Consider the following 15770-nt stretch of genomic DNA (forward strand, 5'->3'; position numbering starts at 1 on the left):
ACGATGGTCCAGATCAAGCCCCAGGATGCCGACCGATTCTTGAGCCGGCCGGATCCCGCCATCCGCGTCGTGCTGATCCACGGCAGTGACACCGGCCTCATCTCCGAGCGCGCCGCCGGCTTCGCCAAGACCATCCTCGGCAAGAACGACGATCCGTTCGCGCTCGTCCGGCTCGATTCCTCCGAGATCGCCGGCGATCCCGGACGCCTCGCCGACGAGGCCAACACCATCGCCCTCTTCGGCGGCACGCGCGCCATCTGGGTCAAGGTTTCCGGCAACCGCCCGATCCAGGCCGCCGTCGAGGCGGTGCTGGCGGCGCCGCCGCAGGACGCCTGGATCGTGCTCGAGGCGGGCGACATCAAGAAGGGCGTCGGCCTCCGCAAAATCTGCGAGAACGCGCGCGGCGCGGCGGCGATCGCCTGCTACGCCGACAATGACGCGGCGCTCGACCGCCTGATCGATTCCGAACTCCAGGAAGCGAAGCTCTCGATCGAGCCGGATGCGCGGGCGCTGCTGCGCAGCCTGCTCGGCGCCGACCGGCTGGCGAGCCGCTCCGAGGTCGCCAAGCTCTGCCTCTATGCGCTCGGCACCGGCACGATCGACATCGACGCCGTGCGCGCCGTCGTCGGCGATGCCGGCGCGTCGGCGACCGACGAGGCGGTGGACGCGGCCGCACTCGGCGACGCCGCCGGGCTCGACAAGGCTTTCCGGCGCATCCTCGGCTCCGGCACCGCCGCCTTCGTCGTCGCCAACGCGGCGCTCCGCCATTTCCATCTGCTGCACCGGATCAAGGCGGCGGCCGAGGACGGCATGCCGCAATCGACTGCGATCGAGCGCTATGCCGGCGGCATTTTCTTCCAGCGCAAGGGCAAGCTGGAGCAGCAATTGCGGATCTGGACCGCCGATCGGCTGCTGATGGCGCTGGAGCGCCTCGACGGGGCGATCTTCGATAGCCGACTCAAGGCAAACATAGCCGACGAAGTAATTGGCCAGGCGCTGCTCGCCGTCACCATGCTGGCGCGGGCCCGACGCTAGGATTCCCGGGCTCTCCGCGATTACTTAGCCGCGAAAGCGTTTTCGGTACTCAGCCGGCGTCACGCCGACATGGCGCCCGAAGGCGCGACGCAGCGTATCGGCATCGGCGAAGCCGCACTGGGCGGCGACCTGCTTCGGCGCGTCATGGCCCGTCTCGAGCAGACGCCGCGCCGTCGCGACGCGCGCGGCCTCGACCCAGTTCGCCGGCGTGATGCCGACCTCGGCGCGGAACAGCCTGGCGAAATGGCGGGGGCTCAGATGCAGCCGTTCCGCGAGGCTCGCCACCGTATGGTCGAGCGCCGGATTGGCGGCGACCCAGCGCTGCAGCTCCTGCAGGGCCGAGCGCCCGGCCGGCACCGCCTCGTCCTTGCGGCTGAACTGCATCTGCCCGCCGGGACGCTTGAAGAACATCACCAGCTGCGCCGCGACCCGCATGGCGATGTCGCGGCCGAGGTCCTCCTCGACGAGCGCCAGCGCCAGATCCATGCCGGCGGTCACGCCCGCCGCCGTGCGCAGGCGGCCATCGCGGATATGGATCGCGTCCTCGTCGACCGTGACGGCCGGATAGGCTTCCGCCAGCTTGCGGGCAACGCCCCAATGCGTCGTCACCCGCCGGCCGTCGAGAAGCCCGGTCGCGGCGAGCAGGAAGGCGCCGGCGCAGACCGAGCCATAGCGCCGCGTCGACGGCGCCACATCCTTGAGCCACGCCACGACCTCCACCGCCGGCTCGACGACATGCGCGCTCGGCGCGCCGGCGACGAGCAGGGTGTCGATCGACTCTGCGAAATCGGCGCCGATGACATGGTCCGGCAGCAATTGCGCGCCGGATGAACTCGTCACCGGCCCGGGCTCACCGGCGAGGACGATCAGCCGGTAGACCGCCTCGCCCGCCTGGCTGTTCGCCTCGGCGAATACATCGAGTGGGCCGGCGACATCGAGCAGCTGGACGCCCGGCATCGCCAGGATCGCGATCGTCTTCGTGCTTGGCTCCGCCTTGCCCATTTCGCCCTCGCGTCCGTCTCAGGCCGGATTTGGCAGAATCCGCCGTTATCCGTCAATTGCAGACGAGATTGCACGAAGCCTACCCTCCGGACCAGTCCAAACCGCAGGAGAAATTGGATGACCTTGACCATCGACGGCGTAGGTATTCCCGACAGCCAACTCGCCCGCGAGATCACCGAGTTGGTGCGTGATACGGAATCGCCGCTGCTCTTCCATCATTCGAGCCGCGTCTTCTACTGGGGCGCTCTGGCGGCGCGGAAGCGCGGGCTGAAGGTCGATCCGGAGCTGCTTTATTGCGGCTGCATGTTCCACGACATGGGCCTGACCCACCAGCACAGCAGCGCCTGCGAGCGCTTCGAGGTCGACGGCGCCAACGCGGCGCGCGACTTCCTGCGCTCGCATGGTATCAACGAAAGCGACATCGACACCGTCTGGACGGCGATCGCGCTGCACACGACGCCCGGGATTCCCCAGCATATGCACCCGGTCATCGCCATGGTCACCGCCGGCGTCGAGATGGACGTGCTCGGCCTGACCTATGCCGACTACAGCGACGCCGAGCGCGAGGCGGTCGTCGCCGCCCATCCACGCCCCGGCCCGTTCAAGGAAGAAATCATCCAGGCCTTCTATGACGGCATCCGCCACAAGCCGCAGACGACCTTCGGCAACGTCAAGGCGGACGTCCTCGCCGACAAGGACCCGGCCTTCCAGCGGGGCAATTTCTGCAGCGTGATCCGCAACTCGGCCTGGCCAAGCTGAGGCTCCCCAAATCAAAACGCCGACCGTCTGCCCTCGGGCCAACGGTCGGCGTCATTGTTCGAAACTTCCGCACTCCTCGTCGCCAGACGCGACGGGTAGTGCCAAAAAAAGAACTACTCGCGCTTCAGCAGGCGGCAGATCTCGTCGAGCTGTTCCAGCGACTTGTAGCGGATCTTCAGCTCGCCGCTGCCGTTCGACTTGTGATCGATCGTCACCATCAGGCCGAGGCTGTCGCCGAGCAGCTTTTCCAGCGCCCGCGTATCCGCGTCCTTCTCGGCCTTGCTGGCGGCGCGCTGCGCCTTCTTCGGCTCGTTCTGGGTCAGCGCCTCGGCGTCGCGCACCGTCAGCCCCATGTCGACGATCCGCTGCGCCACCGCTTCCGGATTGTCGACCGTGACGAGCGCGCGGGCGTGGCCGGCCGTCAGCTTACCGTCGCGCAGATAGGTCTGCACCGCCGGCGGCAGCTTCAGGAGCCGCAGAGTGTTGGCGACATGCGGCCGGCTCTTGCCGATGACGTCGGCGAGCGCCGTCTGGCTATAGTCGAACTCGTCGATCAGCTGCTGGTAACCCAGCGCCTCTTCCAGCGCGTTCAGGTCGGCGCGCTGGACGTTCTCGATGATGGCGAGCTCGAGCGCTTCCTTGTCGTTGACGTCGTGGATGATGATCGGCACGTCGTGCAGGCTGGCGCGCTGCGCCGCCCGCCAGCGCCGCTCGCCGGCGATGATCTCGTAGGCGTCGGCAGGCCCGCCCGGCACCGGGCGGACGAGGATCGGCTGCATGATCCCCTTCTCGCGCACCGAGGCAGTGAGATCGGCGAGATCCTCCTCCTCGAACGCCTTGCGCGGGTTGCGCGGGTTCGGCCGCAGGAACTCGACCGGCACGCGGCGCGAATTGCGGCTGCGCGGGTCGCTCGCCACCGCGTCCTGGGCGGCGCCGACATCACCGATCAGGGCGGCAAGCCCCCGTCCAAGGCGCCGGCGCGATCCGTCTTCCATGCTCATGGCGTCCACTCCTCAAAACCCGAATATGTCGCGCCCGTCAGGCGGCGCGCAGGCGCTTCTCGCGCTGAATGATTTCCGAGGCGAGCCGCAGATAGGCCTGGCTGCCCGTGCTCTTGAAATCGTAGAGCAGCACCGGCTTGCCATGCGACGGCGCCTCCGAGATGCGGACGTTGCGCGGGATCACCGTGTCGTAGACGGCGTCGCCCATATGCGCCCGCACATCGGCCACGACCTGGCTGGCGAGATTGTTGCGGCTGTCGAACATGGTCAGCACGATGCCGTGGATCGACAGTTCCGGGTTCAGCGCATGCTTCACCTGGTCGACCGTCTGCAGCAGCTGGCTCAGGCCCTCGAGTGCGAAGAATTCGCATTGCAGGGGCACCAGGATCGAATGCGCCGCCGACAGCGCGTTGATCGTCAGCAGGTTGAGCGAGGGCGGACAGTCGACCAGCACATAGCTGTAGTTTCGACCCCGAATCGATTCCGGCCGCTGCATATGGCTGGCGATCGCCCGACGCAGCTTGAAGGCGCGGTCGGAGCGGCCGGCAATTTCCAGCTCGACACCAAGCAGATCCATGGTCGACGGCGCCACCGACAGCCGCGGCACCGCCGTCTCCATCACGATCTCGGCCAGCGAGGATTCGCCGACCAGCACGTCATAGGTCGAGCGCAGCCGGCTCTTGCGATCGATGCCGAGCCCGGTCGAGGCGTTGCCCTGCGGGTCGAGATCGACGATCAGCACTTCCTCGCCGATCGCGGCCAGCGCGGTGCCGAGGTTGATCGCCGTCGTCGTCTTGCCGACGCCGCCCTTCTGGTTGGCCAGCGCGATGACGCGCGGCTGGGGTGGCAGCAGGGACGGCGGCGAAAACGGATCGGCTTGGGACATCAGCGGCCTCTTCGGTTGAGCGCGGTTAGCTGGACCGGCGCTCTGCGCGGCAGATCTCGACGATCGAGCTTCGCTCGTCGATCATGCTCTTGTGTCTTACCAGATCGAGGCTCCAAGATTTAGAGGCCTCGGCCAGTTCCCCCTCGAAATCTTCACCTTTGTGAAAGGTTCCTATGCTGCCCGTCGCCAGAACCGGCGCCGAGAGATCGAGCAGGTCCTTGAGCGAGGCCAGGGCGCGGGCGCTGATGCGCTCGACCGGCTCGTTCCATTGTTTCAGAACCGATTCGATCCGCCCTTCATGCACGACCGCGGCCGCGCTGGTCTCGCGAATCACCGTGCGCAGGAAGGCGCATTTGCGCTGATTGGCCTCGACGCAATGCACGACGGCGCCCTCCCGGCCGGCCAGCAGGATGGCGGTGATCATGCCGGGCAGGCCGGCGCCGCTGCCGAGATCGAGCCAGCGCCGCGTGTCCGGAAACAGCGCGACGAGCTGGGCGCAATCGGCGACATGGCGCAGCCAGATCTGGTTCAGCGTATTCGGCGAGACCAGGTTCTGCGCCGGCTGCCACTTGCGCAGCAGCGCGACATAGCGCTCCAGCCGCTCGCCTGTTTCACGTGAAACGGGGAGAATGGCCTCGACGGCCGCGATCGTATCGGTCATGCAACAGTCCGGATTTGCGGGCGGCGACGCGCCGTGGTCAGGAGCAGCGCCAGCGCCGCCGGCGTCATGCCTTCGATGCGCCCGGCCTGGCCGAGCGTGGCGGGACGCACCAGCATCAGCCGCTGGCGCAGCTCGTTCGACAGCCCCTCGATGGCGCGATAGTCGATGTCGTCGCCCAGCGCCACCGCCTCGTCGCGCTTGACCGATTCGATATCGTTCTGCTGCCGATTCAAATAGACGGCATATTTGGCGTCGGCCTCGATCTGATCGAGGATCGCCGGCGCGAAGGCGCCGAGCTCGGGCCAGACCTGCACCAGCCGCGCCGCGTCGATATCCGGATAGGCCAGGAGATCGAAGGCCGAGCGACGTACGCCATCCTGGTTGACGCCGAGGCCGACCTTGACCGCCTCGTTCGGCGTCATCGTGTGCGAAGCAAAGGCGGCGCGCGCCGCCTCGAGCTGGCCGAGCTTGGCGGCGAAGGCGTCGCGACGACGATCGCCGACCACGCCGACCGCGAGGCCGAACGGCGTCAGCCGCTGATCGGCATTGTCGGCGCGCAGCGACAGCCGATATTCGGCCCGCGAGGTGAACATGCGATAGGGCTCGGTGACGCCGCGATTGATGAGGTCATCGATCATCACGCCGATATAGCTTTCCGCCCGGCTGAAGGCGACGCCGTCCCGCCCACCCGCGCGGCGGGCCGCGTTGATGCCGGCGACGACGCCCTGCGCCCCCGCCTCTTCATAGCCGGTGGTGCCGTTGATCTGGCCGGCGAGGAACAGACCCTCGACCTTCTTGGTCTCCAGCGACCCGGTCAGCTCACGCGGATCGACATGGTCATATTCGATCGCGTAGCCCGGCCGCAGAATGACGGCGTTCTCCAGACCCGGGATGGTCGCAATCAGCGCCTTCTGCACCTCCTCCGGCAGCGAGGTCGAAATGCCGTTCGGATAGATGGTCGGATCGTCGAGCCCTTCCGGCTCCAGGAAGATCTGGTGCGAGTCGCGCTCGGCGAAGCGGACGATCTTGTCCTCGATGCTCGGGCAATAGCGCGGGCCGCGACTTTCGATCTGGCCGGAATACATCGGCGACCGATGCAAGTTGGCGCGGATGACGTCGTGCGTCGCCTCGGTAGTACGGGTGATAAAGCAATCGACCTGTTGCCGGTCGATCCGCGCCGTCAGCGTCGAGAACGGCTCCGGCTCATCATCGCCCGGCTGGCGCTCGAGGATCTCGAAATTGATGGTGCGGCCATCGAGCCGCGCCGGCGTGCCGGTCTTCAGTCGCGCCAGGTTGAAATCGTGCCGCGTCAGCGCGGCAGACAGGCCCATTGCCGGCTTCTCGCCGACCCGGCCGGCCGGGATCTTGGTCTCTCCGATATGGATCAGGCCGCGCAAGAAGGTGCCGGTGGTGATCACCACGGCGCCGCAGCGGATGGCGCGGCCGTCAGCGAGCACGACACCGGCGATGCGGCCGTCGACGACGGTCAGGTCGTCCGCCTCGCCTTCAACCACAGTGAGATTGGGGGTCGCGGCGATCTCGGCCTGCATCGCCTCGCGATAGAGCTTGCGGTCGGCCTGGGCGCGCGGACCGCGCACAGCCGGTCCCTTACGCCGGTTGAGCATGCGGAACTGGATGCCGCCGGCATCCGCCACCCGACCCATCAGGCCGTCGAGCGCATCGATCTCGCGCACCAGATGGCCCTTGCCCAAGCCGCCAATCGCCGGATTGCACGACATGATGCCGATGGTGGCGGCCTGGTGGGTGACGAGGGCGGTGCGGGCGCCGAGCCGCGCCGAGGCGGCGGCGGCCTCGGTGCCGGCATGGCCGCCGCCGATGACGACGACGTCGAAGCTCGCAACTGCTGCGCTGGTCATGGTTTGGATCCCTTTGATCGGGCTGTCCTAATCGCTCGACCGAACCGCGTCAAAGGCAAAACTGTTTCACGTGGAACAGAAGCGGAATCCGCGTCTATTTGCCGATGCAGAATTCGGAAAAGATCACGTCAAGCAGGTCCTCGACATCGACCTTGCCGGTGACGCGACCGAGCGCATCGGCGGCGCTGCGCAAGAGTTCCGCCTTCACCTCGACGGCATGATCGCCGGCTCGCTCCAGCTCGCTGAGATAGCCGAGGGAGCGACTGATGCCGTCGCGCTGCCGTGTCCGCGTGATCAACGCCGTCGGCATCGGCCGCGCCAGACGAAGCGCCGCGCCGATCTCGCGGACCAACGCATCCAACCCCTGCCCGCTCCGGGCCGACACGACAACATCGGCGTCATTGACTCGTTTCGAGTCCGAATCGAGTGCGTCTTCGAGCAGATCCAGCTTGGTGCGCACGCGCAGAACCGGGGCGCCATCCGGAATCGTTTCGGCGAAGGAGTCCTGGTCGGAAAGCGCCAGCACCAGATCGGCGGTGTCGGCGCGGCGGCGGGCGCGGGCGATGCCTTCGCGCTCGACGACGCTCTCCGTCTCGCGCAGTCCGGCCGTATCGATCAGCGTCACGGCATGACCGTCAATATCCAGCGCCACCTCGATCAGGTCGCGCGTCGTGCCGGGCTCGGCCGTGACGATCGCCGCCTCGCGCCGCACAAGCGCATTCATCAGGCTGGACTTGCCGACATTCGGCGGCCCGAGCAGCACCACCTCGAAGCCATCGCGGACTCGCTCGCCAAAGTGCTGGTCGTCGAGATGCGCCGCCATTTCATTGGCCACGCCGGCGGCCTCGCCCCAAGCCGGCGCCATGACGTCATCCGGCACGTCCTCTTCGTCGACGAAGTCGAGACCGGCCTCGACCAGGGCGCGCGCGCGGATCAGGCGATGGCGCCAGTCTTCATAGAGCTTGCGCAGGCCGCCATCGGCCTGGCGGATGGCGAGACGCCGCTGCATCTCGGTCTCGGCTGCGATCAGATCCGCCAACCCCTCGATCTCGGTCAGGTCGGCGCGGCCATTCTCGAAGGCGCGACGCGTGAACTCGCCGGCCTCCGCCGCGCGAAAACCCGGCAGCGCCGCGAGCGCCTTCAGGATGCCGGCGATAACCGCCCGGCCGCCATGCACCTGCAATTCGGCGACATCCTCGCCGGTGAAGCTGGCGGGGCCGGGAAAGAACAGCACCAAACCGCGATCGAGGATCTCGCCATTCTCGGGCGCGCGCAGCGTCCGGAGGCTCGCCAGCCGCGCCGGCGGCACGGCGCCGACCAATGTTTCGAGGCCGAATCGAACGCCTTTGCCCGACAGCCGGATGACGGCGACGCCGGAGGGCGCCGCGCCGCTCGAAAGCGCGAAGATCGTGTCGTCGCGATGCAATGTCATATGCCCTTGCCTGCTTTCCGGAACCGTCGCCGCTGGATCCGCCTCTGCTCGGCCTCTTGCCTAGCCGCGCCGATCCGACAGGTCTAGGCTTCGGGCCGTCCGCGACGCAAACCAACCGCGAAAGCTCCGATGTCCGAAAACCTGCTTCGCTTCGAGACCAGCCCCTATCTGCTTCAGCACCAGGACAATCCCGTGCACTGGCGCGGCTGGAACGCCGCCGCGCTCAAGGAGGCAAGGGATCTCGACCGGCCGATCCTGCTCTCGATCGGCTATGCCGCCTGCCACTGGTGCCACGTCATGGCGCATGAATCGTTCGAGGACGCCGAAACCGCCGCGGTGATGAACCGTCTCTTCGTCAACATCAAGGTCGATCGCGAGGAGCGGCCCGACATCGACCAGATCTATATGGCGGCGCTGCACGCGATCGGCGAGCAGGGCGGCTGGCCGCTTACCATGTTCCTGACGCCGGACGGCAAGCCAATCTGGGGCGGCACCTATTTCCCGAAGGTGTCGCGCTATGGCCGGCCGGCCTTCGTCGACGTGCTGACTCAGATTGACGGCTTCTATCGTCGCGACCGCGCCGAGATCCTGGCGCAGGCTGATCGCATCGCCGCCCATATCCAGCCGCGCCCCGCCTTTGACGGCCCGGCGCTCGGCCCGAACCTGCTCGACCAGGCGGCGCGCTCGATCTTCTCGATCATGGATCTCGAGCGCGGCGGCACGCGCGGCGCGCCGAAATTTCCGAACGTGACGGTGATCGACTATCTTGCCCGCGGCGCCCGTCGCACCGGCATTCCCGATTATATCAGCGCCGCCGAGGCGACGCTGACCGGCCTGTCCAACGGCGGCATCTTCGATCACGTTGGCGGCGGCTTCGCCCGCTACTCGACCGATGTCGACTGGCTGGTGCCGCATTTCGAAAAAATGCTGTCCGATAACGGCCTGCTGCTGGGGCAGCTGGCGCTGGCGACCATCCAGAGCCCGAACCGCGCGACCTATCGAAGCCGGATCGAGACGACGATCGGCTGGCTCGTGCGCGAGATGCTGTTGCCCGGCGGCGCCTTCGCCGCCAGCCTCGACGCCGACAGCGAGGGGCATGAGGGCCGCTTCTACGTCTGGCGGCGCGACGAGCTGGATCGTTTCCTCGATGCCGACGACGCCGATCTCATCGCCGCGACCTACGACATCCACGAGGGCGGCAACTGGGAAGGCGTTTCGATCCCGAATCGATTGCGAACCCCTGCCCCGCTCGCAGACAGCGACCAGCGACGCGCCGACGCGCTGCTCGCCCGCATGCTGGAAGAGCGCGCCGGTCGCGTCCGGCCCGGCCTCGACGACAAGATCCTGGTCGACTGGAACGGCTATGCAATCACCGGCCTCGCCACCGCCGGCTGGCTGCTCGACCGGCCCGACTGGGTGGCGCTGGCGGAGGCGGCCTATCGTTTCATAACCGAATCGGTTTCTCGCGACGGGCGCCCGGGCCATGCCCTCCGCAACGGTCAGGGCGTCTTTCCCGGCTTCTCCTCCGATCTCGCGTCGCTCGCTCGCGCCGCCGTCGCCCTGCATCAAGCGACGCAGAAGGCAAGCTATCTCGACGAAGCGACCCGCCTGCTGGATCTGCTCGAAACGCACCATGGCGACGGCAAGGGCAATCTGCACTTCACCGCCGACGACGCCGAGCCGCTGATCGTCCGGAAATCCGACCGTATCGACGACGCCTCGCCCAATCCGCACGGCCTCGCCGTCGACAGTCTCGTCCGGCTCTGGGCGTTGACGGGCGACGATAGGTTCCGCGATCGGGCCGATGCCATCCTCGCGGCCTCGGCTAGCGCAATTGCGGAAAACGTCTTCGGCACCGCGAGCCTGCTCTCCGGCCTCGACCTTCGCCTCACGATCCGCTCGGTGGTGATCCTGATACCGGCCGGCGACAGCGGCGCGGAGCTTCGCCAAGTGGTGCTGGAGAACTGGAGCCCGGATCTGGTGCTCGACCTCCGGGAGGACGGCGCCTCGCTGCCGGCCGCGCATCCCGCCCATGGCAAGCGCGCGATCGACGGCAAGGTGACCGCCTATGTCTGCCGAGAGGGCGCCTGCTCGTTGCCGCTCTCCGACGCCAAGGCGCTCGCCGCCGAACTGCGCCCGCATGGCTAACGAAACGCTAACAGCGTCACACTCGCGGGTTAACAGCCGAAACGAAAAATGGCCGGGACGAGCCCGGCCATTTTGATGTCGGAAACGGCCACCAACAGGCGGCCGAAATGCCGGATCAGGTGTTCATCTGATCGAAGAAATCGGAGTTGTGTTTCGTCTGCCGGAGCTTGTCGAGCAGGAACTCGATCGCGTCGACGGTGCCCATCGGCATGAGGATGCGACGGAGCACGTACATCTTCTTGAGCACATCCGGCGGAACCAGCAGCTCTTCCTTGCGGGTACCCGAGCGGGTGATGTCGATCGCCGGGAAGGTCCGCTTGTCGGCCACCTTGCGGTCCAGGATGATTTCCGAGTTACCGGTGCCCTTGAACTCTTCGAAGATGACTTCGTCCATGCGGCTGCCGGTATCGATCAGCGCGGTCGCGATGATCGTCAGCGAACCGCCTTCCTCGATATTGCGCGCCGCGCCGAAGAAGCGCTTCGGCCGCTGCAGCGCATTGGCGTCGACACCGCCGGTCAGCACCTTGCCGGAGGACGGCACGACCGTGTTGTAGGCGCGGCCGAGGCGGGTGATCGAATCGAGCAGGATGACGACGTCGCGGCCATGCTCGACGAGACGCTTGGCCTTCTCGATCACCATCTCGGCGACGGCAACGTGGCGGGTGGCGGGTTCGTCGAAGGTCGAGGAGATCACCTCGCCCTTCACCGAGCGCTGCATGTCCGTCACTTCTTCCGGACGCTCGTCGATCAAGAGAACGATGAGGTAGCACTCGGGATGGTTCTGGGCGATCGAGTGGGCGATGTTCTGCAGGAACACCGTCTTACCGGTGCGCGGCGGCGCCGTGACCAGGGCGCGCTGGCCTTTGCCGAGCGGCGCGACGAGGTCAATGATCCGCGGCGTCATGTCCTTGCCGGCCGGAACCTCGAGCTCCATCTTGAAGCGCTCGTTCGGATAGAGCGGCGTCAGATTGTCGAAGTGGACCTTGTGGCGCGCCTTGTCGGGGTCCTCGAAATTGATCGTCGAGACCTTGAGCAGGGCGAAATAGCGCTCGCCATCCTTCGGACTGCGGATATAGCCCTCGACCGTGTCGCCGGTCCGCAGCGAGAAGCGGCGGATCTGCGAGGGAGAGACGTAGATATCGTCGGGTCCGGCGAGATAGTTGGCGTCGGGCGAGCGCAGGAAGCCGAAACCGTCCTGCAAAACCTCGACGACGCCCTGTCCGACGATCTCGACGTCGTTGTCTGCCAGCTGCTTCAGGATCGCGAACATCAGCTCCTGCTTGCGCAGCGTGCTCGCATTTTCGACCTCAAGTTCCTCGGCGAAGGCCAGCAGCTCCGTCGGGGATTTGGACTTGAGGTCCTGCAGTTTCATTTCACGCATGGGTTTTGTGAATCTCGTTTGGATTCAAAGAAAGGATGGATATCGAAGGGCATAAATGGGGATTGGCAGAACTTCAGCCTGGCGGGAGCTATGCCCGCCGGCGCGATGCTTCGGTCGTCCCTGGCAGGTCAACCGGCATCTGTCTGCTTCGACAAGATGGCGCACCATAATCGCTCGCCGGTTCCACGGCAAGCGTCAGAAACGTCGCAAAATCACAGAAACTCAGAACGGTTTTACCACGACCAGAATGACGATGAGGATCATCAGGATCGTCGGGATCTCGTTGGCGAGACGGTAGGCCCGCTCCGAACGCGTGTTGCGATCCGCCGCGAAGGCCTTGCGGCACGACGCCAGCCACATATGGAAAACCGACATGGCGATGACAAGCACGAATTTCGCCATGAACCAGGGCTGCTGCTCGAAGCCGCCGAGCCGAACGATGGTAAGGCCCGTGATCCAGGTCAGGATCATCGCCGGATTCATGATGATCCGCAGCAGCTTCGCTTCCATGACCTTGAAGGTCTCGGACTTGTCGGAGCCCACCGCCGCGCCGGTGTGATAGACGAAAAGGCGCGGCAGATAGAAGATGCCCGCCATCCACGTAATCACCGCGATGACGTGCAGGGCCTTGATCCAGTCGTAGTAAGCCAACATTGCCGTTATCCCCCTGCCCTAGCCGCGAATGCGCGCGATCAGTCGCTCGACATGCGCGATCGGCGTCTGCGGCACGATCCCGTGCCCGAGATTGAAGATCAGTCGCGAACCGCGCATCGTCTCGAGAATTTCATCGACCGAACGATCGAGCTCGTCGCCGCCGGCGACGAGGACCATCGGGTCCAGATTGCCCTGGATGGCGGCGCGACCGTCGATTTCGTCGCGGACCGCTCGCAGCGGCACGGTCCAATCGACGCCGACCGCGTTGACGCCCGTCGTCTCGACGAAGGCTGAAAGCCCCCGATCCGCGCCTTTCGGGAAGCCGATGATGCGCGCATCCGGAATTTCCGCCCGCACGCCGGCGACGATCCGCGCGATCGGCCCGGCCGACCAGCGTTCGAACGCCCTCGGCGACAGAACGCGCGACCAGCTGTCGAAAATCTGCACGGCGTCGGCGCCAGCCCGCAATTGCGCGACCAGATAGACGATCGAAGCCTCGACCAGCGTATCGATCAGGCGGTCCAGCGCTTCCGGGTCGCGCGCCGCCAGCAGACGCGAGGGCGCCTGATCTGGAGTCCCCTTGCCGGCGATCATGTAGGTCGCAACGGTCCAGGGCGCCCCGCAGAAGCCGATCAGGGCCTTGTCGGGGGCCAGCTCGCGGCGGACGGCGCCAACCGTCTCCAGCACCGGCGCCAGCCTTTCGAGGACGGCGTCGACAGAAAGCTGCGCGATCTCGGCCGGATCGATCGGATCGAGACGCGGTCCCTCGCCTTCGACGAAGCGGACGTCTCGGCCGAGCGCGTGCGGGATGACGAGAATGTCGGAGAACAGGATCGCCGCGTCGAAACCGAACCGGCGGATCGGCTGCAGCGTTACCTCGGTCGCGAGCTCGGGCGTGTAGCAGAGATCGAGGAAGGATCCGGCCTTGGCGCGGAGCTCCCGATATTCGGGCAGATAACGGCCCGCCTGGCGCATCAGCCAGATCGGCGGCTCGGCGAGAACCTCGCCATCGAGGACGCGCAACAAGCGCGCTTTCGTCATCAAAGCCGTCGGGACTTTCTGCACCACCACCACCAAAGAAAGAGATCTATCTGTAGTTTCTTCTTCTTTTAGACGGTGGATTACCGTCATTCATCGCCGTCCACAATGCGACCGAGACGCCGTCTGAAGAACCCGCCCTTTTCAGCCCCGCATCCGTCCGGCTGGGGAAAGAGCGTGGATGGCGGCGCGTATCGCCTTGGCCCATTTGCGCTTTTTGCCAATCCTCAACTTTGGAGCAGTTCTGCCATCATTGTTAATATCCCCTTAACGCATAGGTTAATAACTCGTTAATCCCCGATTCCATCGACAGCCCCGGACTCGATCTCCCCAGGCGGAGCCGCTGTTGATCAATTCGCGGCGATCGGGGACAAGTCGGGTCCTGGCCGAACGGAGGCCGACTTATCCCGTCCGTGTCCACAGCCCTGGGGATGACAGTGTGAAGAACGAGTCCCGGCATCTGCATTTGCACCTGATTTCGGACGCGACCGGCGAGACGCTGCTGACCGTCGGACGCGCCGCTTCGGCGCAGTATCCGGGCGTTTCGGTGATCGAGCACATGCATTCGATGGTGCGGGCGCCGAAGCAGATCGACCAGCTTCTGGTCGAGATTGAGCGCGAGCCGGGCATCATTCTCTACACGCTGGTCGATCGTGTCATGGCGGCGATGCTGGAACAGGGCTGCCGCGATATCGGCGTGCCCTGCTTCTCGGTGCTCGATCCGGTGCTGCAGGTGTTCCAGTCCTATCTCGGCGCGTCGAGCGAGGGGCGCGCCGGCGCACAGCATTCGCTCGACGGCGACTATTTCCGCCGCATCGAGGCGCTGACCTTCACGATGATGCATGATGACGGCCAGCTGCCGGAGGATCTCGACCTCGCCGAGATCGTCATCATCGGCGTCAGCCGGACGTCGAAGACGCCGACCAGCATCTACCTGGCCAATCGCGGCGTGCGCACCGCCAATATCCCGATCGTGCCGGGGATCGGCCTGCCGGCGGAACTCGAGGCGGCGAGCCATCCGTTGATCGTAGGGCTGGTGGCGACGCCGGACCGGATCGTGCAGATGCGGGAAAACCGGGTTCTCTCCAATGCCGCCTTTGGCAGCGAGGACGATCCCTATGTCGATCGCGCCGCCGTCGCCAACGAGATCGCCGCCACCCGTAAGATCTGCGCCCGCAATGGCTGGCCGGTCATCGACGTGACGCGCCGCTCGATCGAGGAGACGGCCGCCGCCATCCTGGCGCTGCGCAACAAGCAGGCCGGAACGCTCCGCGAAGCCGGCATTCGGGACGGGCTTTCGTCATGACGCTGATCCTCGCTTCCACCAGCTCGACCCGCATCGCCCTCCTCCGCAATGCCGGTCTGACATTCGAGGCGATCGCGCCGGGCGTCGACGAGCGGGCGCTGGAAACGCCCCTCCTCGCCCAAGGCGCCTCGCCGACCGAGATCGCGCTGGCCCTCTCGCGCGCCAAGGCGCTTGCCATCGCGGCGCCCGGCCGTCTGATCCTTGGCGGCGATCAGGTGCTCGATCTCGATGGCGAGCGCTTCGTCAAGCCGGTCGATCGCGCGGCCGCCGCCGCGCAGATCGCGGCGCTCGCCGGCCGTACCCATCGCCTGCGCACAGCGGTCGTGCTGGCGGAGAACGGCGAGATCGTCTGGGAGCATGTCAGCACGGCGAGCCTGACCATGCGGCCCCTGACGAGCGAGGCGATCGAGCGCTATCTCGACGCGGCCGGTGATAGTGCGCTGTGGTCGGTCGGCGCCTATCTGCTCGAAGGCGTCGGAATCCAGCTTTTCCAGGCGATCGAAGGCGACTATTTCAGCATTCTCGGACTTCCCATGTTGCCGCTCTTGGCCGAATTGCGCCGGCGCGGCCTCCTTCCGTCCTGACGAGGC

The 15770-nt window shown here is 66.2% G+C and carries 14 protein-coding genes; 5 read left to right on the plus strand and 9 right to left on the minus strand.

Translation table 11 applies throughout. From position 1 onward, the window contains the following. Positions 1-39: 39 nt before the first annotated feature. On the plus strand, positions 40-1035 hold the full coding sequence (gene holA / locus K32_RS21905) for a DNA polymerase III subunit delta (protein ID WP_201401527.1): 996 nt from the start codon (positions 40-42) through the stop codon (positions 1033-1035). A 24-nt stretch (positions 1036-1059) separates the two neighbouring features. Here the strand turns inward: holA and K32_RS21910 are convergent, their stop codons facing one another. Then, positions 1060-2037: a GlxA family transcriptional regulator gene (locus tag K32_RS21910; protein WP_201401528.1), complete on the minus strand. Its 978-nt coding sequence runs from the start codon at positions 2035-2037 to the stop codon at positions 1060-1062. A gap of 117 nt (positions 2038-2154) precedes the next feature. Here K32_RS21910 and K32_RS21915 point away from each other — a divergent pair, with 117 nt between their 5' ends. Then, positions 2155-2796, plus strand: a complete 642-nt coding sequence (locus K32_RS21915; RefSeq protein WP_201401529.1) for an HD domain-containing protein — start codon at positions 2155-2157, stop codon at positions 2794-2796. A 113-nt stretch (positions 2797-2909) separates the two neighbouring features. On the opposite strand, the gene K32_RS21920 is transcribed toward K32_RS21915, so the two are convergent. The 5 genes from K32_RS21920 to mnmE form a co-directional block, all read right to left on the minus strand. Continuing rightward, positions 2910-3797, minus strand: coding sequence for a ParB/RepB/Spo0J family partition protein (locus tag K32_RS21920; RefSeq protein ID WP_201401530.1), 888 nt, complete (start codon positions 3795-3797; stop codon positions 2910-2912). Between the two features lie 37 nt (positions 3798-3834). Then, positions 3835-4683: a ParA family protein gene (locus K32_RS21925; RefSeq protein ID WP_201401531.1), complete on the minus strand. Its 849-nt coding sequence runs from the start codon at positions 4681-4683 to the stop codon at positions 3835-3837. A gap of 25 nt (positions 4684-4708) precedes the next feature. After that, positions 4709-5344, minus strand: a complete 636-nt coding sequence (gene rsmG, locus K32_RS21930) for a 16S rRNA (guanine(527)-N(7))-methyltransferase RsmG (RefSeq protein ID WP_201401532.1) — start codon at positions 5342-5344, stop codon at positions 4709-4711. Continuing rightward, a complete protein-coding gene (gene mnmG / locus K32_RS21935) occupies positions 5341-7221 on the minus strand; it encodes a tRNA uridine-5-carboxymethylaminomethyl(34) synthesis enzyme MnmG (protein WP_201401533.1) in 1881 nt (626 codons plus the stop codon). The genes rsmG and mnmG overlap by 4 nt, the downstream gene beginning before the upstream one ends. A gap of 94 nt (positions 7222-7315) precedes the next feature. Beyond that, positions 7316-8653, minus strand: a complete 1338-nt coding sequence (mnmE, locus tag K32_RS21940; protein WP_371812760.1) for a tRNA uridine-5-carboxymethylaminomethyl(34) synthesis GTPase MnmE — start codon at positions 8651-8653, stop codon at positions 7316-7318. Between the two features lie 129 nt (positions 8654-8782). Between mnmE and K32_RS21945 the strand changes: the two genes are divergently transcribed. Further along, a complete protein-coding gene (locus K32_RS21945) occupies positions 8783-10801 on the plus strand; it encodes a thioredoxin domain-containing protein (RefSeq protein WP_201401534.1) in 2019 nt (672 codons plus the stop codon). A 115-nt stretch (positions 10802-10916) separates the two neighbouring features. Here the strand turns inward: K32_RS21945 and rho are convergent, their stop codons facing one another. From rho to hemE, 3 genes are all read right to left on the minus strand, one after another. Beyond that, positions 10917-12182 (minus strand): transcription termination factor Rho, encoded by a 1266-nt coding sequence (rho, locus tag K32_RS21950; RefSeq protein WP_201401535.1) that lies wholly within the window; start codon positions 12180-12182, stop codon positions 10917-10919. Positions 12183-12404: 222 nt separating this feature from the next. Further along, positions 12405-12836, minus strand: a complete 432-nt coding sequence (gene hemJ, locus K32_RS21955) for a protoporphyrinogen oxidase HemJ (protein ID WP_201401536.1) — start codon at positions 12834-12836, stop codon at positions 12405-12407. Positions 12837-12854: 18 nt separating this feature from the next. After that, positions 12855-13877 carry a uroporphyrinogen decarboxylase gene (gene hemE / locus K32_RS21960; protein ID WP_201404609.1) on the minus strand — a complete coding sequence of 341 codons (1023 nt, stop codon included), beginning with the start codon at positions 13875-13877 and terminating at the stop codon, positions 12855-12857. Positions 13878-14313: 436 nt separating this feature from the next. On the opposite strand from hemE, the gene K32_RS21965 reads away from it, so the two are divergent. After that, a complete protein-coding gene (locus K32_RS21965; RefSeq protein ID WP_201401537.1) occupies positions 14314-15180 on the plus strand; it encodes a pyruvate, water dikinase regulatory protein in 867 nt (288 codons plus the stop codon). Then, positions 15177-15764 (plus strand): Maf family protein, encoded by a 588-nt coding sequence (locus K32_RS21970; protein WP_201401538.1) that lies wholly within the window; start codon positions 15177-15179, stop codon positions 15762-15764. Before K32_RS21965 ends, K32_RS21970 begins: the two co-directional genes overlap by 4 nt. Positions 15765-15770: the final 6 nt, after the last annotated feature.

The sequence above is a fragment of the Kaistia sp. 32K genome (genome assembly GCF_016629525.1).
GTDB lineage: Bacteria > Pseudomonadota > Alphaproteobacteria > Rhizobiales > Kaistiaceae > Kaistia.